This is a genomic window from Rhodobacter sp. P2_H5, from assembly GCF_056403335.1.
In genome coordinates this window covers 46,251-66,733 of sequence record NZ_JBFUFS010000013.1, presented here as the reverse complement: position 1 = coordinate 66,733, position 20,483 = coordinate 46,251, and the positions used below count along the sequence as shown (strand labels likewise).

Here is a 20,483-nt window from a genome sequence, read left to right as displayed (position 1 = left end):
AAACGCAGCCTCCCTCGCAAGTTTCGGATGCCCCAGTCTGGACAGGGGCATCCGCCAGTCAGGACGGGTGCCCCATTTCTGTCGCCTCAGAGCTTGGCGCGGGCACGGGGCAGGTTGCGATCCTCTGGGCAGAGGTCCTCGGTCACTCGGCCGGTTTCGCGATGGCCGCCCGACCGGCGGACGGCGGGAAGATCAGCTGAACGATGCCGCCCAGCCCCAGAAGCACCAGCGCGAAGTTGAAGATCCAGCCGACCAGCGGCACGAAATTCAGCCCCCAGGCGACCAGAAGCCCCGCGCCCACCACGACAAGGCGCATGAGCAGCGTGGATTGCTCCGCAAGGCCGAAGGCGGAGAAGACCCGCATGGCCACGACGAAAACCCCCAGCAGATAGCCCAGAAGCCAGCCCAGGATCACGCCTAGCACCGCGAAGGGCACCAAGGGCAGGCCGAGGATGGTCATCGCCGCCACCGGGACGACGCCGAACAGGGCGGAAAGCCCGAAAAAACCCCAGAGAAAGCTCTTGCCCGGATGGCTGTCGACCGCCGCGCGCAAGCGCTCGGTCAGGGCGGGCAGAAAGGCCAGCAGCAGGGCCGACAGGACCAGCAGAAACCCGTATCCGACGAGAAAGGCCGAGAAGATCGCGAAAAACGACGGCATGACCGGGAAGGCCGGGCGCGACCAGTCATGCATCGGGCGGCTGATGATGTCGGTCTTGGCCCTTTCCTCGAAGGTCACATGGTCGGCGGCCACGATCCCGGGCGGGATCGTGATGGCGGAAGGGGCGGAATAGACCAGCCGGCCGCCGATATGCGCCTTGGGACCGAAGCTGATCTTGTCTGCCGACAGAAGAACGTCGCCGCCGACGCTGGCATTCAGTGTCACCTCGCCGCCCAGAGCCGTCAGCGCCTTGCCGACCGGCCCTTCGACGACCACGGTGCCGCCGGTCAGCCTGACGTTGCCGACCGCCGCCGCCGCCTCGGCGGTGCGCAGGTTGAAGCCCATGGCGGTGATATCCTCGCCCACCGGCGCGCGGACCGTCACGTTGGCACCGGCGGCGTAAAGATCGGCATCGACCGGCGCCTCGACCTGCACGTCAAAGCCCGCGACATGGGTGTCGCCGCCGGCATGGCCCCTCAGGACCACCGAGGCGCCCGCGGCAAAAACCTCGCCGCTGGCGGGCACATCGGGGAAGGTCGCGGAGCCGGCCATGAACCTGTCGGTGCCGTTGGTGCGGGCGACCGTCTCGGCCCGGACGGGAAGCAGCGGCAGAAGGGCAAGGAGGCAGGCGGCAAGGGGCAGGGTCTTTCGCATGACGTCCCTCATGGCAGGAATGCGCGGTCAGAGTGCCGGCAGGACGCCCGGCCCGCATTGACAACAATCATCCGCGCGCGGGGCGCATTGACCCGGGTCAATGCGGAGGCCGCGCTGCCGCCCCAGCCTGTTGCGGCAGGGCTGGCGGGAAGGGCGGCCCACCGGCAAGGCCACGGTCTTCGGCGCCATCGCGGCCAACTTGGAGCGGCGCGCGGCGGAAACCGATTTCACCCGGGGCATCCGACGCTTTGGCATCATGATCTCCGAGGTGACGCTGGTCATCGTCCTGGTGGTCTTCGCCGCCAATTCCTGGCTGGGCCGCCCGGTCTTCGACAGCCTGACCTTCGCGCTGGCGCTGGCGGTCGGGCCGACACCGCAGATGCTGCCGGCGATCCTTTCGGTGCCGCTGACCACGGGCGCGCGGCGGCTGGCGGCGGCAGGTACCGTCGTCAAGCGACTGTCCTCGATCGAGAATCTCGGCAGCATGGATGTGCTCAGCACCGACGAGACCGGCCTGACGCTGGAGGGGTTTCTCCTCTTCGCCGACCCGCCGCGCGCCGATGCGGCGCAGATGGTGCGGCGGCTGATGGCGCAGGGTGTGTCGGTCCGTATCGTGACCGCCGACAACCGCTTTGTGGCCGCCCATGTCGCCGCCGCCGTGGGGTTGCGCCACCCCAAGCCGGTCACCGGTGACCAGATTGCCGCCTTGGGGATGGACGCGCTCGCCCGGCTCGCCGCCCGCACCCAGGTCTTTGCCGAGGTCGACCCGGCCGGTAAGGAAAGGATCGTGGCCGCGCTGCGCAAGGCGGGCCATGTGGTGGGCTATCTTGGCGACGGGATCAACGATGCCACGGCGCTGCGCCTCGCCGACATCGGCCGCCTTTGGCAACATGGTGTCGATCGCGGTGGCCTCGGTCGTGCTGCCGTTCCTGCCGCTGACGGCGGGGCAGATCCTGCTCAACAACCTGCTGTCCGAACTGCCCCTGCTGTCGATTGCGCGCGACGAGATGGACGACGAGATGCGCGCCCGTCCGCATCACTGGCGGCTGGGCGCGCTCGCGCGGTTCATGGCGGTCTTCGGCCTTCTGTCCTCGGTCTTCGGCGGGCTGACCTTCTGGCTTTTGCTGTCGGTCTTCTCGGCGGGGGCCGAAACCTTCCGCACCGCCTGGTTCATTGAATCGCTTCTGACCGACTTGGCCTTCACGCCGGTGATCCGCACCGCGCGCCCGGCCTGGCGCAGCCGCCCGGCACCCTTGCTGCTGGGGTTGACGATCCTGGTGGCCTGTCTGCCCGTGATCCTGCTCATGCTGCCCGGCGCGGGTTACCTTCGCCTTGCGCTACTGCCGCCGGGGCTTCTGGCCGCGATCCTCGGGCTGACGGCGGCCTATGCCCTTGTCACCGAGGCGGCCAAGCGCCTGCAGGCCGACATCCGATGACGCTTGTCAATGCATAGGCGCCCGGACCCCGTCGCAAGGCGCTGGCCAAAGAGATCGAACGCGCCATGGCGCTGCCGCGCAACGACGTGGCGGGGTTGGGCCGATTGCTTGCGAACTGTGGCACGGCCACCACTGGCGGTGCTCCGTGCCGCGCCGGGACAGCGTCGGACGCGGGTCGCGGCCCGGGCAGGGCCTTCCGGGCCCGATGCGCCGGTCACGTTGATCGCGGTCAATGTGCACAACCCCGCCGCGTTTCAGAACGGATCCCGGTGCCGGACGGTGCAACTGGACACCTGCCGGCTGTTCGCGGCCGATGTCGCCGCACGGGCCAACGCTGCGCCGGTCGCCGTCATGTCGCCCGACAGCGGCGGGATGAAGCGGGCCGAGGCCTTGCGCCAGTCGGTGGCACTGGTGCGTAACCGGCCGGCCTCGCCTTCGTGGAACAGCACCGCGCCGAGGGGGGGGTGAGCGGCACCTTGTTTGCGGGCGCGGTGAAGGGCCACGAGGTCTGGATCGTCGATGACATGATCGAAAGCGGCGAGGCCCTGCTGCGCGCGGTTGCGGCCTGCCGCGACCGGCAGGCGCGGGCGGTGCATCTTCTGGTGGTCCATGCGCATGGCGATGCCGCGACGGCGTCGCGCCTGGCCGGGGCCGATATCGACAGCCTGACGGTTACCGAGACGGCCGCGGGGCTACAGGCCAGCCCGGCGGACCCGCGCCTGCGCATGCTGAGCGTCGCGCCGATGATCGGGCAATGCATGGCCCTAGTGCATCAGGGCAAGGCGATCAGCCCGGCGCTGGACCCGACCGGGTCGATTTGAGCGCAGCCTGGGCAAGATAGGGTCATCAGATGCACGGCGCCGCATGCGCGCGGCGAAACGCCCGCTAACCCGCCGCACCGGGGGAGCGCCATGCACCGTGACCCCATCATCACCTGGCACAGGATCGCGCGTTCGAAAGCCACCGGGCGGATCCTCGGGAAGCGGATCGCCCAGATCGGGCCGGCGCTGTTTTGCGGCTCTGCCCGCGCCGACGATGGGCGCGAGGTCTGTTTCCATAAGGTCAGCCTGATGGTGGGCAACTGGTCCGACCTGAAGGAAGGCGCGGGGCTGCGCCTTCGCGAACAGGACCGCCAATAGGGCCCCTGCGCCATGAATGTGGCGCCCGTGTGAGGCGGGCACCGCCCCTGCCGCGCGCGTGAAAGGCCTGCCGCGTCAGACGACCATCAGCCGGTCGCGCACCTCGCGCACACCGGGTGCGGACCAGACGGCCTGTTCGGCGGCACGACGCTCGGACAGGCTGTGGACCTTGCCTTCCAGGGTGACCGCGCCATTGGACACCTCGACCTTGATCGCCTTCACGTCCAGTTCCGCCTGCCGTTTCAGCGCCTTTTCGATCCGGTCGCGGATGTCGCCCGGGCTGGCCTTCGCGGCGATCAGGATAGCGTTGGTCACTCCCTTGACGCCGGCCATGTCGCGCACGGCAGTCGCGGCGGAATCGCGCTGGTAGTTCCATTCGACAGAGCCCGACAGCGTGACCCAGCCCGACTGGACCTTCACCTTCACCGCATCCGCCGGCAGCGTGGTATTCCAGCGCAGGACATCGAGGATGCGCCGCGCGATCTCGTCATCGGCCGTGGGATGGGCGCCAAGCGAGCGCACCTCGATCTCCTCTGCGATGGCCTTCACACCGCGCAGCCCCATGGCGACCTCTTCGGCCTTCAGCTTTTCGCGGTAGGTCGCCACATGCCCGGTCAGCGTGACCACGCCGTCATTGACGGCGACACCGATGCTTGCGGCATCAATGCTGGGTTCGAACTCCAGCGAGTCCATGACGTTCTGTCTGATGGCCATATCTGTCATCTCAAAACCTTTCAAATTGCGGAATCCGGCCTGTGGCCTTGGCAGAAACTGGCAGCGCCGGTCTCGATTCTCATTGACCATGCGCAACGGGCGGAGCGGCCTGGCGGAGCGGCGCAAACCACAAGGACCGCGGTTTGCGCGGTCCTTGCCAGCACTCATGACCCAATCACCAGAGAACCTCGGAGGCCATCCCGTGGTCAAACCTCGGGGCGATATTTTCAGGCGGCCTTGACCTCGACCTTGCGCTCGCTCTTCAGCACGGCGGCGGTTTTCGGCAGCGTCACCTTGAGGATGCCGTTCTCGAAGCTTGCCTTGACCTTGTCGCCCTCGACACCGGCGGGCAGGCGGAATACGCGCTGGAAGGCACCATAGCTGCGCTCATGCAGGTGAAAATCGGCGTCATCCTCGACCTTCTCGGCCGTCTTCTCGCCCATGATGATCATCATGCCATCGGAGAGCCTGACCTCGATCTGATCCGCACTCAGCCCCGGCAATTCCGCATGGAGTTCATAACCGCCATTGCGTTCCACCAGATCGACGGCGGGAACCGTCCAAGCAACCTCCGGCCAGAGCGGCGCCGAGGTGCGGTGCGGCAGGCCGAAGCGGAAGTCCGGCCATTCGAAACCGGCCACCAGCCGCTCCATCTGGTGGCGCAGGGCGCGGAGCGGGTCCCAGTCGTGCATCGGCGTGACACTTCCCTGCGCCTGCCCGCGCTGCACCGCCACTTCGGCCGCCTTCTTTCCCATCGTACACCCTCCTGCAAAGCGCTTTCCTTGGGCGGAAAGGGTAGGTCGCGACCGCCCGGGGGGCATTGATGGACGTCAACGGGCCGCGCGGGCGCTTCGCAGGCGCAGGATGATCTACATCAATGCCACGCTGCGGCGAACCGTGCAGAACTTCCGGCATGCCGGATATCTGGCGATGGTCGCGGAGGATTGCGATGAACGAGCGGGACCAGACCATGCGCGGCGATCTCAAGACGGAACGGCGGGTTGGACCGGCGGCTCCTTCGGAGGCGCCGGAGCCGGATGCCTATGAGGTGATCGACCATCTGGCGCGGTCGAACATGGCGAAATTGACCCTGGGCATCGCGCCCACGGCGCTCGCCGCCGCTTTCAGCGACTGGGCGGCGCATCTGGCGACGGCACCGGGCAAGCAGCTGGAACTGGCGCAACTGGCCTGGAAAGACGCCATGGCGCTGGGGCTTCATGCCGCGGGCGCTGCCGTGGGAGCAGCGCCCGAACATGTGGTCGAGCCCAAACGCCACGACCGGCGCTTTTCGAACGAGGCCTGGGAGAGATGGCCCTTCAATGTCCTGTCGCAAGGCTTCCTTGCGCAGGAGCGCTGGTGGTCGGCGGCGATGACCGATGTTCCGGGCGTCACCGGAGCCCATGAGCGGGTCGCCGATTTCGTGACGCGGCAGGTGCTTGACACCCTGTCGCCCGGAAACTTCCCGCAGCTGAACCCCGAAGTCCTGTCGGCCACAGTGGCCGAGGGTGGGGCGAACCTTGCCCGCGGGGCCGCGAACCTGTCGCTGGACCTGATGCGCAGCTTTGCGCATGAACCTCCGCCCGACACCGAGGGGTTTGTCGTCGGGCGCGATCTGGCCGTGACGCCGGGCAAGGTGGTGTTCCGCAACCACCTGATCGAGCTGATCCACTATGCGCCCGTCTCGGGCCTGGTGCATCCCGAACCGGTGCTGATCGTTCCGGCCTGGATCATGAAATATTACATCCTGGATCTGTCGCCCCGGAACAGCTTTGCCGCCTATCTCGTGGCGCAGGGTTTCAGCGTCTTCATGATCTCCTGGCGCAATCCGGATGCCAGCGACCGCGACCTGTCGATGGACGATTATCTGAACCTCGGCGTCATGGCGGCGCTGGGCGCCATTCAGGCCCGGGCCGGCCGGGCGCCGGTGCATGCCATAGGCTATTGTCTGGGCGGCACGCTTCTGGCCATTGCCGCCGCCGCCATGGGGCGCGATGGCGATGACCGCCTGGCCACGGTGACCCTGATGGCCGCCCAGACCGACTTCACCGAGGCTGGGGAGCTGACCCTTTTCATCAACGAAGCACAGGTCAGCTATCTGGAAGACATGATGTGGCGGCAGGGCTACCTTTCCACCGAACAGATGGGCGGAACCTTTCGCCTGCTGCGGTCGGCGGACCTGATCTGGTCCAAGAATGTCCAGACCTATCTGATGGGCAAGCCGCTGCCGATGTCCGACCTTCTGGCCTGGAATGCCGATGGCACGCGTCTGCCCGCCGCCATGCATTCGCAATACCTGCGCCGCCTGTTCCTGAAGAACGAGTTTGCCGAGGGGCGCTATCACGTCGGGCCAAAGCCGGTCACGGTTTCGGACATCCGGGTGCCGATCCTTGCCGTGGGCACCGAGGACGACCATGTGGCGCCCTGGAAATCGGTCTACAAAATCCATCTGATGTCGGATGTTGCGGTGACATTCCTTCTGGCGTCGGGCGGCCACAACACTGGCATCGTCGCCGAGCCGGGCCACCCCGGCCATCATTTCCGCCTCGCCACGACCGACAGCAACACCCCCTTTCGGGACGAGGATGACTGGCTGGCCGAGACGGAGCCGCAAGAAGGGTCCTGGTGGCCCGCCCTGGCAGACTGGCTGAGGGCGCGCTCCTCTGCGCCGGCGAAGCCTGTGGTGGACTGGGCCCGGCAGCCGCATCTTTGCGATGCGCCCGGAACCTATGTGCTGCAGGTCTGAACCCGGTCGAATGCCCGATCCGGCCATCCGGCCGCTGGCCCGGGCGCGTCAATCCCGTTCCGGGTGTTGATCCTTGTCATCGACGGGCCGCGCCTGTGCTATCAGGATGGCTTGGCGATCCCGTTCCGCAGCGGATCGGGGGGCTTGGCGCTTATGCCAAGGGCAATCGTTGTTGGCAGGAAAGACGCGCGATGACGAAAGCCGGACAGAACGCGATCCATGTCTTGCACAAGGGTTTGGGCGATCTGGCGCAAGGGCCGGTCGGCAAATACAGCACGACGCTGGTGCTTGACGACGATCGGGTGCCCTTCGCGGTTCTGGACACCCCCGACCAAATCCTGCGCCGCTCGGGTCGGGTGCTTGTCGACGCCGGTGGGGCGCTGGAGCTTCTGGGGCCGGAGGCCGAAAGGGTCGTCCAGCCCGCAACGCGCGGCGGAGATCTGGTGGCAGACCTCGTTGACGGGGCGGTCAGGCAGGCCCTGCAGGATCTGCCCCCCGGCAGCAGCCTGCGGCCCGTCGGATCCGGCCTTATGCGCCGTGGCACGCTCGTCTTGCTGAACGCCAAGGGCAAGGCCCGTTGTCGCGCCGATCTGCGCGTTCTGTGCGGCGCCGGAGACCGGCCCGCGATGGCCATGCTGGTGGCGGCCCTGGGCGATGCCAAGCCGTTCGCCCGATTGCGCAAGTACCTCATGGCCCATGACGCCAAGGCAGTCAGGCAAAGCAGGCTTTACACCGAGCTTTCCGCCGCGGCGCTTGGCGCCCAACCCGCGCCGCAAGCCGCCATCGGCCCGGGTGTCAGCGCCTTTGACGCCGCCACCGACCTTATCGCGGGCCAGATTGCCCATCTGCGCGCGCAGGAAGCGGGCATCCTCGCCGACCGGGATGCCGAGTTCCTGCACGACTACCGCATCGGCCTGCGTAAGATCCGGCTGGTGCTTTGCCTGTTCAAGGAGGTCTATGGCGCGGATCAGACCAGCGCCCTCAAGGCGGGGTTCGCCGCCCTGATGGAGCCGACCGGGCCGCTGCGGGACCTTGATGTCCAGTTGCAGGAAAGGCGGCCCCTGCAGGACCTTTTGCCGAAGGCGCTGCACTCGGGGCTGGACCTGATCTTTGCGCGTTTCGCCGAGGAGCGCCGCCAGGAACAAGCCGCCTTCGCGCGGCATCTGGCAAGCCCCGCCTATCATCGGCAGATCGCCGATCTTGCCAGCCGGTTCGATCGGCGCGGTGGTCTGGCTCCCGGCCCGAACGCCGATCGCTTGGCCCAGACCTTCGCGCGCCGCCTGATCTGGAAGCGCTACTGCAAGGTGCGCGGCATGGCCGGGCAGATCGACCTTGAAAGCCGGGACACTGCTCTGCATCTGCTGCGCATCCACTGCAAGAAGCTGCGTTACCTGATGGAGTTCTTCCGGGCCTGCCTTCCCGCCAAGGATTTCGAGCCGCTGCTCAAAGCCCTGAAAAACCTGCAGGATGGTCTTGGCGCGCAGAACGACCATGCGGTCCAGCGGGCCAGGCTTCGGGCCTTTCTGCAAGGCCAGGCCGGTGCGACCGACAGCGCCAGCCGGGCCGCCGCGCAAAGCGCGACCGCGCTCAGCGAAGTGCTTCATCGCAAGCAGCTTGAAGAGAGGCCCGCCGTTCTCAAAAGCTTCGCCCGGTTCAGCAGCACGGCGACGCGGGAGCGGTTCCGCAGCCTTGTGCAAAGCCGCAAAAGCGAGAGCTGACAGGCCCGTCGACCCCGCTATTCGGCAGCCTTTAGTGCCGATGCGGCCGTGTCGGTGTAAAGGTAATCCCGGGTGATCGGCACGGCATCGACCGCTCTGGACAGCTGGAACTGAAACACCGCCTGACGGTCGTAGCGGAAGCACTGCTCGCTCGCGATCAGATAGTAGCGCCACATCCGGACAAAGCGCGCATCGTAAAGCTTGAGGACCCGGTCGCGGTTGGCGTCAAATCGGGTCAGCCAGGCGCGCAGGGTATGGGCATAATGCAGGCGCAGGCATTCCACATCGGCGACCCACAGCGCCTCCTGTTCAATGGCTGTCAGTACCTCGGACATGGCGGGGACATAGCCGCCGGGAAAGATATGCTTGGCGATGAAGGGGTTGGTCGAACTCGGCGGCGCGATCCGGCCGATGGTGTGAATCAATGCCACCCCCTCGGGCGCCAGCAGCCGGGCGAGGCCGCCAAAATAGGCGCGGTAGTTCGGCAGGCCGACATGTTCGAACATGCCGACCGACACGATCCGGTCAAAGCTGCCCGTCACCTGCCGGTAATCCATCAGGCGAATGTCGATCTGGCGCTCCAGCCCCGCCGCGCGGACACGCTGGTTTGCGACCGCGCGCTGCTCGGTCGACAGGGTGATGCCGGTCACATGCACCCCGTAATCACGTGCCAGCGTGATCGCGAGCCCGCCCCAGCCGCAGCCGATATCCAGCACCCGCATCCCGGGCCGGAGCAGCAGCTTGGCTGCGATATGCGCCTTCTTCTGCGCCTGCGCCTGTTCCAGCGTGTCCTGGTCCGAGCGGAAATAGGCGCAGGAATACTGGCGGTCCTGGTCCAGAAACAGATCGTAGAGCGCGCCCGACAGGTCGTAATGCTCCTCCACATTGCGCCGCGACCGGGCGTGGTCGTTGGCCTGCGCCAGACCACGCAGGGCGAAGCGCCCGAAATCGGCCAGCCGGTGCCACCACAGCCGGCGTTCGGGTGCGAGGTTGATCATCACCACCTGCATCAAGCCATGCAGATCGTCGCCGTCGATCACCAGATCGCCATCCATGTAGCCTTCTCCCAACGCGAGGTCGGGGTTCGCCACCAGCCGCCGTAAGGCCGGTTCAGTCAAGATGCGCACGGTGACGCGCGGCAGGGCGCCGGTGCCGAAGGTCGCAACCGAATGATCGGGGAAATGGACGGTCAGCGTGCCGGTCTTCACCAGCTTGCCCACCATCCGTCTGAACAGGATCTGCCACATGACGTTGTGCCTTTCCGGATCGACGAAGGAATCCACCATACCCCACTTGGGCATGGTTCGGGACGTGTCAGAGCGGGGTGCTGTGATTGGCCGCTTTGATCGGGATCACCGCTTCCGCCCTTCCGGCGCCAATCAGGCTTGCCACGGTCATGACTTTTGTCAGATCGGCCCAGCATTGCAGCCAAAGCTGCGAGGTCTCGCTCACGTCCTCGGCAAATCGGTCGATACTTCCGGCGGCCAGATCCACCATGTTGCGCGTCGCACCGAAGGGATCGAGCGGGTTGTTCGCCGCCCAATGCCTGACAATTGCGCAGGTGGCCTGCACGCCACGACGCCTTCGCATCACCCAGCGCAGAGAGAGGGTCTCCACCTGATCCAGCATCAGGATCTGCGCCTCTGAAACCGGCGTGGTGCAGGCCGCCAGAAATGGCTCCTCCCGCGTCTTGCGGACCTGATCCTGCAACGGGGCCACCTGCGCGCTTTGCGGATTTCGCATCGACCGACCACTCCTTGCGTTGCATCGCCGGGCCACACCGTCGAATCACGGCGCGGCAGGCCATCAATATGGTCAATTCGGGGCGAGACGGATTTGACAGCCATCAATGCGGGCAGAGGGGCCTCCGGTCAGGGGGTGTTGAAAAGGTCGTGATCCGCGATTTCGATCAGCTTGTTCAAATCCATGATTTCAAATTCATAGGCGCCAATGATCCGGATCGCGCGCCGGGTTTCCAGTTCGTGGAACGCCCGGCTGAGGGATTCGACCCGCGCGCCAAGGCAAAGCGCCAGATCCGACCGCCTGATGGCCAACGTCAAACGGATCGGGCTGTGATTGGCAGCCCTTGCCCCGGTCAAGCCCCGCATCCTGCGGCGGCACAGGATCAGCAGATAGGAGGCGACGCGTTCGGCCACGCGATGGCAGCCCAGAAGCAGGATCCATTCGCGGGCCGTGTCGATCTCGTCAAGAAGATTGGCCAGAAGCAGGCGGTCAACATCCGGGTTCTGCCTGCGAATGCGTTCAAAGGTCATCCGGTCGATCTGGCAAATCCGCCCCGGCGTCAAAGCCCTGATCTGACAGGCGGCGCTGGTGTCGACACTGCGGCCGTAGATGTCGCCGGCCTCCAGAAGGCCAAGGATGTTGCTTCGGCCAGCGGGCAGCGACTGGCTCATCGCCAATACACCGTCCAGCACCAGACCGATCCTTTCGGGAAACTGGCCCTCGCGGCAGATGATCTGACCCGCCGAAACGGCCTCGACCCGGGCGTTGCCGCCCGGATCGTGGTCATTATCGGCAAACATCTTGAAAAGCATGGTCATCTGTTCTGGCCGTTGAAAGGGATTTCCGGTCTGAGGCGGGCTGCGAATGAAAAACTCATGGGGCCCTCCCTGCGGGAAAGCTGTGTTGAAAGCGTTGGGCCAAGATTGCCGGCGCGGCGCCAATTCCGCTGCGCCCGGGAACTGTTGCGGAAGGCAGGTCGCCCCGCATTGACTGCTGTCAATGACGGCCAATCCGGTTTCCGCCAGACCCCGTGAAGGGTTATCGTCAGGCATCCCAGGGGGGAATTGAGGGTGGGGCAGGAGTGCCATGCAGGCGAATGCCAGCGGCACAGGGCACTGACACTCTTATTGCCACGGGGCTGCAAAGCCGACCCGCCATCCGCACGGCTCCCTCAATTCAATTGAACGGGATATCAACGCCAAACCGGACGGAAAGACAGATCCGGCCGCAGCCGCATGTTATTCAAAGCCTGCGCGAATTGCTTTTTGTTTTCTGACCATCGGGAAAGGAGCATTGCCATGACTGTCACCTCCCCCTCAAAGTGCAGCAATTGTATCATTGCCCGAGAGGGGATCTGTTCAAGGATCGCGCCCCGCACTCGGGCCATTCTGGCCAGTCAGACGGCGATTTTGCAGTACAAGGCGAACCAGATCATCTGGGACGGCGAGGATCCTCCGCGCTTTGTCGGCATCGTGATGTCCGGCTGTCTGCGCATGCAGCGCTATGGGATTCAGGGCAGGCGCCAGATCGTCGGCCTGTTCCGTCTGGGTGACGTGATCGGCGGATTGGCCCGCGCCCCGCGCGACCACAGCATCGCGGCCGCGACGGATGCCAGCTTTTGCCGGGTGGACCGCCATGTCTTTCAACGGCTGATCGAGCAGGACCGCGGCCTGCAGCGTGCCGTATATGACCAGCAGGCGGCCAAGCTTGAGGAGTTGCGCCGGCTCACCGGGTCGCTTGGCGGGTTGACCGCGGCAGAGCGGCTGACGGCGTTCCTCGCCTCGGCCACCACCTGCATGCCCTGCCAGCCGCAGGCCGACAGCAGCCTGATCCTGACGGTCGATCTGCCGCGCGCCGACATTGCGGATCTCTTGGGCACCTCGGTTGAGACCATCAGCCGGATCAGCCGGCGGCTGGAGGCGGAGGGTGTGATCGAGATCATCAGCCCGCGCCATTTCCGGATCGCCGACCTGATGTCGCTGGTCAGGCTCGGCTGTCTGGAGCGCAGCTTTGACCGGATGCCCGGCGCGCTGCCGCCGCAGATGACCAAGCCGCGGATGCCGGACCAGATAAGCCCGGCACACAGGCCCGGGCTTGCGCCAGAGCGGGCCGCGCCAGCCCGCCCGGCCCGGCTGCCGGCGGCCCGCTTTCCGGCGGCGGCGGGTGTTGCGATGCGGCAATGAAGGCCCGCGCGGCGCAAGAATGGCGATCCGCCGGGCGCGCGATGACCCGTGCTGCGCGTCACCAGTGACACAGCTCTCCCCGCCAGACCTGCGCCCCGGTCGGCACTACGCCGGGAAATCGCTCGGCTCTTCGATGTTGTCGCGCTGCCGGATCGGAACATTCCGCTGATCAGCCGCCTCGCGGCTCTGGACCGATGCTTGGGCGGCCCCTCCTGCGACGGATCTTCTGGTGCGGGGCAACGCATAAGAGGTGCAGGCCGAATTGTCTGGCCTTGACCCTGCGAACTTCGAGGTCGGGCTGAGCGACGGTCTGCTGGCAGTCAAGGGCGAGAAGGTCACGGAGCGCGCGGAAGAGGCGGACGATTTCCATCTGCGCGAGCGCGACTAAGGCGCGTTCCAGCCCATGTTCCGCCCGCTGCATGTCGTTGATGCGCCGGCGATCTCGGCTTGGTTCGGAAACGGCGTGCTTTTGGTGCACATGCCCAGGACGGCCGAGGTGAGGGAAACGGAACGCAAGGTCGAGGTCACCGCAACCTGACGTCGAAAGCGCCCGGCGCAGGCCGGGCACCGCGGGACTGCCTCAGATCCTCATTTGCCGCCGCGCGCCTTTCGGGCTGGCGCGGATCACTCTTGTCGGCAGATCAGCGCCGCAGCCCTGCGCGCGAAGCCCCCGGAAGGGAGAGCGTTGGTGAAGGCGCACTATGGGGGGACAGGGACAGAACCTTCACCAACGCAGCCCTCCAAGTTCTTGACCGCTGCCGTGTCTTCGCGCCGGGGAGGGATATCCCTCCGGGCGACAGCCACAGCCACACGGTCAATGCGTCGGCGGGATGCCTCATCCAAGCGCCCGGCCCGCCCTGCCGCATTGACACCGCGCAATGGCCGGGATCCTGGTCCCCAAGGCCATCGCCCGTCACAAGGGCACGTCGTCATAGCGCCGCGCCGCCGCCGAGGCGGACAGCACCTCCGCCGCCGCCTGACCCATCAGGCCCAGCACATTGTTGGTTTCGGCGGCATATTGGTCCCGCGCGGCGGTCAGGAAGGCGGCGTGGATCTTGCGCAACTCCTCCAGGCTGGTGCAGCCCAGCATCTCGTGCTGGGTCTTGATATCCTGTTGCAGCCGGTCGCGGGCGAAGCGGACCGCTTCGGCGCCCATCTCCGTCCAGGTCCGGGCGGCCACCGTGCCAACCGCAAGCGGATGGCTGATCCAGGACAATCCGGAGGGCCGGGGGCTGGTCGAGGGTGCGGGTTCGGGCTTTTTCGCGGTCATCGGGTCTTTCTCCTTTTGGTGTTGCGACCGGCAGGCTTGCCTGGTCCTTGGGGCTGCGCCGTGCCGGAGCCGGACGTCACGGCAGCAGAACTGGTCCCGAGCGGGGTGGCCCGGCGGCTCGGACGGGGGAATCACGGGGCGGACGGATCGCTTGCTCGACCGCGGGCTCGCGCGCGCACCCGGCGCGGCCCTTTCCGGACGGTTTTCGCCCTCGGTATGGCATGGGGGAGCCTTGTCGCGGGCGCCAAGTGCCTGCGACGCGAAGGATGCGGGGTAAGGTCGGATATCTGCATGATGGGCAAAATCACGGATTCGGGGCGGCGGATCATTGACGGCTGTTAATGATCCGCCAGCCGACGCGGGAAAGAATGCAAGAGGTGGTGCCGCTGCTCCTTTCAGGGCAGCCGGCGCGACCGATCCTGCGCCACTTGCCGGCGCGATAACCGAGAGGGCCGCGAGATGAAGACGACCGGGATCACGACAATCGATCACGCGCCACAGGTCGTGGCCGAATGGCTGAACCTGCTGCAGGAGGATCTTGGCTGGCCCGACCGTTCCAGAGCCTACTTTCTGCTGCGCGAGACCCTCCATGCCGTCCGCGATTTCCTGACCGTGGACGAGGCGGCGGACCTTGCCGCGCAGCTGCCGCTCCTGATCCGCGGCATCTTTTTCGACGGCTGGGTTCCGGCGAAGACACCCGCCAGACTGCGCACGGTCGATGACTTTCTGGCCCGTGTGATGAAGGGCTTCAAGGATGACCCGCCGGTGGCGCCTGATCGCGCGGTGGCGGCGGTGTTTTCGCTGCTGCGCCGGCAGATCAGCCAGGGAGAGTATCACCAGGTCGCCTGGGCCATGCGCAAACCCCTGCGTGATCTGTGGCTGTGACGATGGCTGTGACGATGGCTGCGACGGGTAGCCGGGAGACGGTTGCGCTGGGCGACGAGGTGGCTTTCCTGACTGAAATGCCGGGCGTCGTTCGGGTCGTCGAGACGCCTATGGCCTTTGTCTTCCTGACCGTTGATCTTGCCTTCAAGCTGAAGAGAACCGGTCAGTGTGGGGTATTTCGCCAGCCGCGCCCCGGCCTCTTCACCTCGACCTGCGCCTGCGCGCAGGATGTCACCCGGGCTCTGGTCGCCGTCTGGAGGGGGTCGGCAAGGACGGCGAGCGTCTGCGCGACGTCCGGCAGAACGCTTGCCGTGTTGCCAATGCCGAAAGTTACTACCGGGTGAAGCAGCACGGCTCGCACGCCTCGTGGAACCTGCGTGACGGGCATAGGCTCGCGAGGCCGCCGACCGTGATGATGCATCATGGTCCGACGGCCGTGGCCATGGTCTAGGGCCCACAACTCCGACATCGGCGACGCCAGCGCGACCGGGATGGCGCGGCGCGGGTCTTGCGTCTTGCGTCGCGTCGGCGAGAGCGCGGCAACGCCTGTAGCGCCGGTCCGAGGGTTAGGCGTGCGGCCCTTCATTGCTGGCCGACAATGCAAGGCGCGCCGGATCGCCATAAACTCTGCGTGGCGGTGACGTGCCGTCGGTTGGAAGGGAATGTTCAATCATGGAAATGACGCATTGGAAGGATGCCGTCGCCTTTCTCATCGGCCTGGGCTTGGTGACGGTGGTCTTTGTCACCAAGGCCACGCCGCCGGAGGGCGTCTCGGTTGCCGCGGCGAACTGGAACTTCGTGCTGGTCGGGCTTGCGGTCCTGGTGGTCGCGGGCTCGGCGATCTACGCCTATCAGCAATGGGAGGAATGGGTGCTCTTGCTGCTCGGGGTCTGGCTGGCGATTTCGCCCTGGGTGCTGGGCTACAGCGAGGTGACCACCTATCTGACCACGGCCCTGATTGCGGGGCTGATCGTCGCCTTGCTTGCCGGGGCCACGGTCTTGTGGACGGGCGGGTCGACGCGGGGCTGAGGCCACCGATGGGGCGAGGGGCGGCTGGGGCCGCCCCTTTCGCCTGCCGCCGCAATCCTGTGCCGACAGCACTCATCAAGGCGGATGGGCAACCCCTCAATGGCAGGTGACAATGGCAGGTGGCTCCGAAGGGCGACACGGGCGGGCAGCCGCTCACGACAAGACTTGTCTTGCGACGCGACCCCGGGCCCTTCCGGCTGCGGCTTCGCCTGTCGATCCTTTGATCGTCGGCGATTCCCCCTTGCCGGGCATTGACGCGCGTCAACGGCGGCCGGGGCGGAAAATGACAGTGGTCAATGCCGCCCGGCCGCCCCTGCGGCATCCTTGCCGCACATTCAGCCAAGGAGGGCGCCATGAAGGTGAACGAGGTAATGCATTCCCCTGCCGAATGGGTCGGGGCCGAGACGCTTGTCAGCGAGGTCGCAGCGCGGATGGCCAAGGCGGATATCGGGGCCATTCCGGTCGGACGCAATGACCGCCTGATCGGGATGATCACCGACCGCGATCTGGCGCTGCGCGTGATCGCCGAGAAGCGCGATCCGCAGACCACCCGCGCCGAAGAGGTGATGTCGCCGGGCATCATCTTCTGCAACACCGAGGAGACGGTCGAGGATGCGATCCACCTGATGGACCAGAAGAAGATCCGCCGCCTGCCGGTCCTGAACGACAAGAAGCGCCTGGTGGGCATGCTCAGCCTTGGCGACGTGGCGCATGGCACCGGGCTGCAGCTGGCAGGCGAACTCGCGCGCGCCGTCGCTGGCCATCATCGGTGATCCGAAGGGGAGCATCGCGATGCATGGCGAACGCATCTGGTATCTGGTGATGAATTCCAATCGGGCCCGCATCCTGCGCGGTCTGCCGGCCCCGCATGAGAATTCGGTGGCCGAATTGTCGTTGCACTCGGGCCACCACCGGCTGCGCGACCATCTGGAGGACCGGCCGACGCGGAGCTTTTCGCCCGCCTCCCCGGGGCGGCGGTCGGGGGTCGAGCCGGGCACGGACCCGGTGCGCGAGGACACGCTGCGCTTTCTGCAGGAGGTGCGGGCCTTTCTCCTCGCCGAATGCGAGGCGAAGGCGTTTGACGAACTGGTTGTCGTCTCGCCGCCCGAGACGCTGGGCCTGTGGCGCGACGTTCTGGCCGAGCCGCTGAAATCGGCGGTCCGCGCCGAAGTGCCCAAGAACCTCGTGCGCCTGCCGACGCACGAGCTGATCGACAGCCTGCGCCAGATCGGCAACGGCGATTAGGCCGGCCAGCCGATCGGCTGCACGAAGGTGGGGTAAAGCCGGGGGGCGAGGCCAAGCGTGTGGCCGATCGCCGCGCGGTCGAGCCCGCCTATCAGACAGGTGCCAAGCCCATGCGCCGCCGCAAAGAGGTAGACGTTCTCGGCGGCCATCGCCGCGTCGACCGTGGCCCAGAACCGCTTGTCTTCCTCGGTCTTCGCGGCTTCAAGCTTGTCGAGGTCCGAGACGAAGATCAGGCAGGCCGGGGCGGTGGCGACGAAGGGTTCGGGCGACAGGACTTTGCGGATATCCTCGGCCTTGGCAGAGCTCGCGCTGTTAGAGGCCGGATCATAGGACATGACCCCCTCGGCGGTTGCCACATGAACGCTGACATCGGCGGAGCCGTGCCAGGAGGGCGCGGTGTGCAGCCCGCTGTCCGGCCGGTTGACGCCAAAGGCCGCCCAGAGGACCTGCGCCATCAGGGCGGGGTCGATGGCGCGGGTGGCAAAGGCGCGGGTCGATCGGCGGCTGCGCAGCGCCTCGGTGACGACAAGTTCGGCCGGCGTGTCGGCCCGGGCGGGAATGGCCGGACCTAGAAGGGCGGGACCCAGAAGCGCGGGGGCCGAACTTGCAGCGGCCAGAAACTTGCGGCGCGAGAAGCGATGCGGGGAAGCGGGCATGGCGGAACTCCAGTTTGAAGGCCCGGCTGTCAGGGCGGGCGAAAGGCCAGCGAAGGTCCGGTGAAAGACCAATTAAATCCTGGTGAAAGGCTGGGCGCGCGCCGGCTTTGCGTCATTGACCGCCGTCATCCCGGCCCGTCAAAAGGCCGGCAAGCCCCAGGTCAAGCCAGGCCAGCACGCCGGTCCGGTTCAGGTGATCGCTGTCAAAGTAGTTGCGGGCCGACGGCAAGGCCGCGGCAAAGTCCGCCACGGGAAGGCCAAGCCGCTGCGAGAGGTCGGCAAGGCGCTCTTCGAACCCCGGAAGCTCGGGCAGCGCCGTGCGGAAGGCATCGGGCAGGGGCGGGCGGACGATGACCACGCGGGCGCCATGGGACCGGGCCAGCACGATCAGGGCCTCCAGATCGGCGAAGCCGCGATCAATGGCCTGCGGATCGGGTGCGGCGGGATACAGAAAGGCGATGCGGGCCTTGGTGGCGGCGGCATTGGGGCGCGGGGCGGTGTCGAACTTGGCCTCGGCCTCCCAGAGGTCGGGGGCAAAGCGGGTGCGGTCGTTGATCCGGGCAAAGCCCGTAACCTGGGCGAGGCAGGTCTGCCAATTCAGTCCGCGCCCGACGGCGCGGGCCAGGATGGTTGCCGTCAGGCGGTCGGCCGGAATCTTCGGCAGGATGTCGCTATCGGCCAGCCGGGCCTCGTTCCAGCGGCGGTCGGCAAAGCCGAAGGCGTCGAGGACGATCAGCACGCCGGTCGCACGGTGGTCGGCGAACCAGCGCTCGCCGATCAGCCGCATCAGGACGGGCCCGCCGCCGGTGACGGCCAGCGTCAGACTGCTCTGCCCTGTCCTCTCGCGCAGCACTGCGGGCATGTCGCCAAACCCCAGGGGCAGCGCGTGCGAGGCGCCGAGGATGATCCAGTCCACCTGTTCGGGCGCGCCGGCGATGCGCAGGAAAGGATTCTGCTGGCCGTGCCGGCGCAGGATCGCGTCGGACCACAGGAAAAGCCCGGCATAAAGCACAAGGCCAAGGGCCAGGAAGGCCGCGATGCGGCGCGGGCGCCAGATCTCCTCAGAACCCGGCATAGATGAACCCCGTGTCTTGCCAGCGGCCCATCAGCAGCAAAAGCGCCAGCGCCGCGTAGAACCCCGACCAGCGCAGCGCGAGTGGGGCCGCCGCCAGACGCTCGGCCGCGGGACGGGTGCCGCTGACAATCTCGATCAGAAGAAGCGCCGCGATGAGAAGAACGCCGGTCTTGTGGTCGGCTGAGAAGGGGTAGCCCGCGACCAGCCCGGGAAGGGAGGTCAGGTTTGCGGCGAGGCGCGACAGGATGGTCAGCGCGTCAGGAAGGGTCGCGGCGCGGAAGAAGACCCAGGTGATCAGGATCAGATGGAAGGTCAAAAGCCCCCGCAGCAGCCGGGGAAGCGGGCGCTCGGGCCGGGGCAGGAAGGTCTCGCCCGCGACCATCACCCCGTTCAACAGGCCCCAGACCACGAAGCCCCAGCCCAGGCCATAGCCCAGCCCGGCATGCCAAAGCCCCGACAACAGGAACACGGCCATCAGGTTCAGAACCTGCCGCGCCCGCCCCCTGCGACTGCCGCCCAGCGGGATATAGACGAAATCGCGGAACCACTGGCCCAGGGTGATGTGCCAGCGGGCAGACCAGAACTCGGTCCCGGTGGACGCCAGATAGGGTCGGTCGAAGTTCCGCGACAGGCGCAGGCCGACGAGGGCGGACAGGCCGATGGCCAGATCGGCATAGCCCGAGAAGTCGCAATAGATCTGGAAGGCAAAGAAATAGGCCCCGATCAGCAGATCCACCGGGGCAGCATGGGCGGGGATGGCGAAGGCCGCCTGCACGGTGGGGGCGAGGCTGTCGGCGATGACGAATTTCTTGACGAGGCCGGACAGCAGGAAGGCGAAGCCCCGGGTAGCCAGCGTGGGGGCAAACGTCAGGGTCGGGATCTGCGGGATCAGGGTCTGCGGCCGCTCGATCGGGCCGGCGAGGAGTTTGGGGAACCAGACGAGATGGAGGACGGCGTCGCGCAGGGCCCAGCTCTCGTTCCGGCGCAGGCTTTCGGCCAAAAGGGCGATGGCGGTGAAGCTGTAGAAGGAAAGCCCCGGCGGGGCGCGGGGGTCCGGCAGGCCCAGGGCGTCGGGGAACTTGGCCCAGGCCAGCAGCGCGATCAGCGCAGCGATGGTGGCCTTGCGCAAAAGGATGGGGCCGGCGAGGGCGGCAAGCGACACCACCACCACGCCGCCCAGCCACAAAAGCCGCGACGGATCGGCGGCGGCATAGAACCACAGGCTGGCGGCGATCAGCCACAAAGGCCGCGCCCTCTGCGGCAGCACGCCAAGGCCCAGAAGGACAAGGCCGAGGAAAAGCCAGAAGGTGAGGTCCGCGTAAGTCATGGGCGCCC

Annotated in this window: 23 protein-coding genes and 1 pseudogene; 14 read left to right on the top strand and 10 right to left on the bottom strand. The window is 66.7% G+C overall.

The window, feature by feature from the left end; genetic code table 11:
• Positions 1-142: 142 nt before the first annotated feature.
• Positions 143-1,312 (bottom strand): DUF8173 domain-containing protein, encoded by a 1,170-nt coding sequence (locus AC1DVR_RS16825; RefSeq protein ID WP_478001758.1) that lies wholly within the window; start codon positions 1,310-1,312, stop codon positions 143-145.
• Between the two features lie 100 nt (positions 1,313-1,412).
• On the opposite strand from AC1DVR_RS16825, the pseudogene AC1DVR_RS16820 reads away from it, so the two are divergent.
• The 4 genes and pseudogenes from AC1DVR_RS16820 to AC1DVR_RS16805 all read left to right on the top strand — a co-directional run.
• Positions 1,413-2,123 (top strand): annotated as a pseudogene (locus tag AC1DVR_RS16820) (HAD family hydrolase); the annotation flags it as partial.
• Between the two features lie 34 nt (positions 2,124-2,157).
• Positions 2,158-2,748, top strand: a complete 591-nt coding sequence (locus tag AC1DVR_RS16815; protein WP_478001757.1) for a cation transporting ATPase C-terminal domain-containing protein — start codon at positions 2,158-2,160, stop codon at positions 2,746-2,748.
• Between the two features lie 464 nt (positions 2,749-3,212).
• Positions 3,213-3,569 (top strand): phosphoribosyltransferase family protein, encoded by a 357-nt coding sequence (locus AC1DVR_RS16810; RefSeq protein WP_478001756.1) that lies wholly within the window; start codon positions 3,213-3,215, stop codon positions 3,567-3,569.
• Between the two features lie 90 nt (positions 3,570-3,659).
• Positions 3,660-3,887 (top strand): hypothetical protein, encoded by a 228-nt coding sequence (locus AC1DVR_RS16805; RefSeq protein WP_478001755.1) that lies wholly within the window; start codon positions 3,660-3,662, stop codon positions 3,885-3,887.
• Positions 3,888-3,962: 75 nt separating this feature from the next.
• Here the strand turns inward: AC1DVR_RS16805 and AC1DVR_RS16800 are convergent, their stop codons facing one another.
• The gene (locus AC1DVR_RS16800) at positions 3,963-4,610 is read right to left on the bottom strand and encodes a BON domain-containing protein (protein ID WP_478001754.1); all 648 of its coding nucleotides are present in this window, start codon (positions 4,608-4,610) and stop codon (positions 3,963-3,965) included.
• A gap of 218 nt (positions 4,611-4,828) precedes the next feature.
• Positions 4,829-5,356: an Hsp20/alpha crystallin family protein gene (locus AC1DVR_RS16795; RefSeq protein ID WP_478001753.1), complete on the bottom strand. Its 528-nt coding sequence runs from the start codon at positions 5,354-5,356 to the stop codon at positions 4,829-4,831.
• A gap of 194 nt (positions 5,357-5,550) precedes the next feature.
• Between AC1DVR_RS16795 and AC1DVR_RS16790 the strand changes: the two genes are divergently transcribed.
• Complete coding sequence (locus AC1DVR_RS16790) at positions 5,551-7,344, top strand: PHA/PHB synthase family protein (protein ID WP_478001752.1); 1,794 nt, start codon at positions 5,551-5,553, stop codon at positions 7,342-7,344.
• Positions 7,345-7,535: 191 nt separating this feature from the next.
• Positions 7,536-9,062, top strand: a complete 1,527-nt coding sequence (locus AC1DVR_RS16785) for a CHAD domain-containing protein (RefSeq protein ID WP_478001751.1) — start codon at positions 7,536-7,538, stop codon at positions 9,060-9,062.
• Between the two features lie 17 nt (positions 9,063-9,079).
• On the opposite strand, the gene AC1DVR_RS16780 is transcribed toward AC1DVR_RS16785, so the two are convergent.
• The 3 genes from AC1DVR_RS16780 to AC1DVR_RS16770 form a co-directional block, all read right to left on the bottom strand.
• Entirely contained in the window at positions 9,080-10,363 is a 1,284-nt protein-coding gene (locus AC1DVR_RS16780) for a class I SAM-dependent methyltransferase (RefSeq protein WP_478001750.1), read from the bottom strand.
• Between the two features lie 13 nt (positions 10,364-10,376).
• Positions 10,377-10,805 carry a hypothetical protein gene (locus AC1DVR_RS16775; protein ID WP_478001749.1) on the bottom strand — a complete coding sequence of 143 codons (429 nt, stop codon included), beginning with the start codon at positions 10,803-10,805 and terminating at the stop codon, positions 10,377-10,379.
• A gap of 128 nt (positions 10,806-10,933) precedes the next feature.
• Positions 10,934-11,617: a Crp/Fnr family transcriptional regulator gene (locus tag AC1DVR_RS16770; RefSeq protein ID WP_478001748.1), complete on the bottom strand. Its 684-nt coding sequence runs from the start codon at positions 11,615-11,617 to the stop codon at positions 10,934-10,936.
• 597 nt (positions 11,618-12,214) lie between these two features.
• On the opposite strand from AC1DVR_RS16770, the gene AC1DVR_RS16765 reads away from it, so the two are divergent.
• The 3 genes from AC1DVR_RS16765 to AC1DVR_RS16755 all read left to right on the top strand — a co-directional run bounded on the left by AC1DVR_RS16765 (position 12,215) and on the right by AC1DVR_RS16755 (position 13,526).
• Entirely contained in the window at positions 12,215-12,988 is a 774-nt protein-coding gene (locus tag AC1DVR_RS16765; RefSeq protein WP_478001747.1) for a Crp/Fnr family transcriptional regulator, read from the top strand.
• 262 nt (positions 12,989-13,250) lie between these two features.
• Positions 13,251-13,376, top strand: coding sequence for an Hsp20/alpha crystallin family protein (locus tag AC1DVR_RS16760; RefSeq protein ID WP_478001746.1), 126 nt, complete (start codon positions 13,251-13,253; stop codon positions 13,374-13,376).
• 15 nt (positions 13,377-13,391) lie between these two features.
• The gene (locus AC1DVR_RS16755) at positions 13,392-13,526 is read left to right on the top strand and encodes a hypothetical protein (protein ID WP_478001745.1); all 135 of its coding nucleotides are present in this window, start codon (positions 13,392-13,394) and stop codon (positions 13,524-13,526) included.
• A gap of 375 nt (positions 13,527-13,901) precedes the next feature.
• Here the strand turns inward: AC1DVR_RS16755 and AC1DVR_RS16750 are convergent, their stop codons facing one another.
• On the bottom strand, positions 13,902-14,258 hold the full coding sequence (locus AC1DVR_RS16750; protein WP_478001744.1) for a phasin family protein: 357 nt from the start codon (positions 14,256-14,258) through the stop codon (positions 13,902-13,904).
• Between the two features lie 459 nt (positions 14,259-14,717).
• Here AC1DVR_RS16750 and AC1DVR_RS16745 point away from each other — a divergent pair, with 459 nt between their 5' ends.
• From AC1DVR_RS16745 to AC1DVR_RS16725, 5 genes are all read left to right on the top strand, one after another.
• Entirely contained in the window at positions 14,718-15,143 is a 426-nt protein-coding gene (locus tag AC1DVR_RS16745; protein WP_478001743.1) for a DUF2267 domain-containing protein, read from the top strand.
• 2 nt (positions 15,144-15,145) lie between these two features.
• Entirely contained in the window at positions 15,146-15,487 is a 342-nt protein-coding gene (locus AC1DVR_RS16740; protein WP_478001742.1) for a hypothetical protein, read from the top strand.
• A gap of 328 nt (positions 15,488-15,815) precedes the next feature.
• Positions 15,816-16,172 carry an SPW repeat domain-containing protein gene (locus AC1DVR_RS16735; protein ID WP_478001741.1) on the top strand — a complete coding sequence of 119 codons (357 nt, stop codon included), beginning with the start codon at positions 15,816-15,818 and terminating at the stop codon, positions 16,170-16,172.
• 353 nt (positions 16,173-16,525) lie between these two features.
• A complete protein-coding gene (locus AC1DVR_RS16730; RefSeq protein ID WP_478001740.1) occupies positions 16,526-16,945 on the top strand; it encodes a CBS domain-containing protein in 420 nt (139 codons plus the stop codon).
• Positions 16,884-17,417 (top strand): host attachment protein, encoded by a 534-nt coding sequence (locus AC1DVR_RS16725; protein WP_478001739.1) that lies wholly within the window; start codon positions 16,884-16,886, stop codon positions 17,415-17,417. The genes AC1DVR_RS16730 and AC1DVR_RS16725 overlap by 62 nt, the downstream gene beginning before the upstream one ends.
• On the opposite strand, the gene AC1DVR_RS16720 is transcribed toward AC1DVR_RS16725, so the two are convergent.
• The 3 genes from AC1DVR_RS16720 to AC1DVR_RS16710 all read right to left on the bottom strand — a co-directional run bounded on the left by AC1DVR_RS16720 (position 17,414) and on the right by AC1DVR_RS16710 (position 20,475).
• Complete coding sequence (locus AC1DVR_RS16720; protein WP_478001738.1) at positions 17,414-18,073, bottom strand: nitroreductase family protein; 660 nt, start codon at positions 18,071-18,073, stop codon at positions 17,414-17,416. The genes AC1DVR_RS16725 and AC1DVR_RS16720 overlap by 4 nt on opposite strands.
• 112 nt (positions 18,074-18,185) lie before the next feature.
• Complete coding sequence (locus AC1DVR_RS16715; RefSeq protein ID WP_478001737.1) at positions 18,186-19,148, bottom strand: SGNH/GDSL hydrolase family protein; 963 nt, start codon at positions 19,146-19,148, stop codon at positions 18,186-18,188.
• Complete coding sequence (locus AC1DVR_RS16710; protein ID WP_478001736.1) at positions 19,135-20,475, bottom strand: MBOAT family O-acyltransferase; 1,341 nt, start codon at positions 20,473-20,475, stop codon at positions 19,135-19,137. Before AC1DVR_RS16710 ends, AC1DVR_RS16715 begins: the two co-directional genes overlap by 14 nt.
• Positions 20,476-20,483 lie beyond the last annotated feature (8 nt).

What these genes read in the sequence shown, in the direction of transcription:
- AC1DVR_RS16825 (WP_478001758.1), bottom strand. Translation starts at nt 1,312, where the DNA reads ATGCGAAAGACCCTGCCCCTTGCCGCCTGCCTCCTTGCCCTTCTGCCG.
- AC1DVR_RS16815 (WP_478001757.1), top strand. Translation starts at nt 2,158, where the DNA reads ATGCCACGGCGCTGCGCCTCGCCGACATCGGCCGCCTTTGGCAACATG.
- AC1DVR_RS16805 (WP_478001755.1), top strand. Translation starts at nt 3,660, where the DNA reads ATGCACCGTGACCCCATCATCACCTGGCACAGGATCGCGCGTTCGAAA.
- AC1DVR_RS16800 (WP_478001754.1), bottom strand. Translation starts at nt 4,610, where the DNA reads ATGACAGATATGGCCATCAGACAGAACGTCATGGACTCGCTGGAGTTC.
- AC1DVR_RS16795 (WP_478001753.1), bottom strand. Translation starts at nt 5,356, where the DNA reads ATGGGAAAGAAGGCGGCCGAAGTGGCGGTGCAGCGCGGGCAGGCGCAG.
- AC1DVR_RS16790 (WP_478001752.1), top strand. Translation starts at nt 5,551, where the DNA reads ATGAACGAGCGGGACCAGACCATGCGCGGCGATCTCAAGACGGAACGG.
- AC1DVR_RS16785 (WP_478001751.1), top strand. Translation starts at nt 7,536, where the DNA reads ATGACGAAAGCCGGACAGAACGCGATCCATGTCTTGCACAAGGGTTTG.
- AC1DVR_RS16780 (WP_478001750.1), bottom strand. Translation starts at nt 10,363, where the DNA reads ATGCCCAAGTGGGGTATGGTGGATTCCTTCGTCGATCCGGAAAGGCAC.
- AC1DVR_RS16775 (WP_478001749.1), bottom strand. Translation starts at nt 10,805, where the DNA reads ATGCGAAATCCGCAAAGCGCGCAGGTGGCCCCGTTGCAGGATCAGGTC.
- AC1DVR_RS16770 (WP_478001748.1), bottom strand. Translation starts at nt 11,617, where the DNA reads ATGCTTTTCAAGATGTTTGCCGATAATGACCACGATCCGGGCGGCAAC.
- AC1DVR_RS16755 (WP_478001745.1), top strand. Translation starts at nt 13,392, where the DNA reads ATGTTCCGCCCGCTGCATGTCGTTGATGCGCCGGCGATCTCGGCTTGG.
- AC1DVR_RS16750 (WP_478001744.1), bottom strand. Translation starts at nt 14,258, where the DNA reads ATGACCGCGAAAAAGCCCGAACCCGCACCCTCGACCAGCCCCCGGCCC.
- AC1DVR_RS16745 (WP_478001743.1), top strand. Translation starts at nt 14,718, where the DNA reads ATGAAGACGACCGGGATCACGACAATCGATCACGCGCCACAGGTCGTG.
- AC1DVR_RS16740 (WP_478001742.1), top strand. Translation starts at nt 15,146, where the DNA reads ATGGCTGTGACGATGGCTGCGACGGGTAGCCGGGAGACGGTTGCGCTG.
- AC1DVR_RS16735 (WP_478001741.1), top strand. Translation starts at nt 15,816, where the DNA reads ATGGAAATGACGCATTGGAAGGATGCCGTCGCCTTTCTCATCGGCCTG.
- AC1DVR_RS16730 (WP_478001740.1), top strand. Translation starts at nt 16,526, where the DNA reads ATGAAGGTGAACGAGGTAATGCATTCCCCTGCCGAATGGGTCGGGGCC.
- AC1DVR_RS16725 (WP_478001739.1), top strand. Translation starts at nt 16,884, where the DNA reads ATGGCACCGGGCTGCAGCTGGCAGGCGAACTCGCGCGCGCCGTCGCTG.
- AC1DVR_RS16720 (WP_478001738.1), bottom strand. Translation starts at nt 18,073, where the DNA reads ATGCCCGCTTCCCCGCATCGCTTCTCGCGCCGCAAGTTTCTGGCCGCT.
- AC1DVR_RS16715 (WP_478001737.1), bottom strand. Translation starts at nt 19,148, where the DNA reads ATGCCGGGTTCTGAGGAGATCTGGCGCCCGCGCCGCATCGCGGCCTTC.
- AC1DVR_RS16710 (WP_478001736.1), bottom strand. Translation starts at nt 20,475, where the DNA reads ATGACTTACGCGGACCTCACCTTCTGGCTTTTCCTCGGCCTTGTCCTT.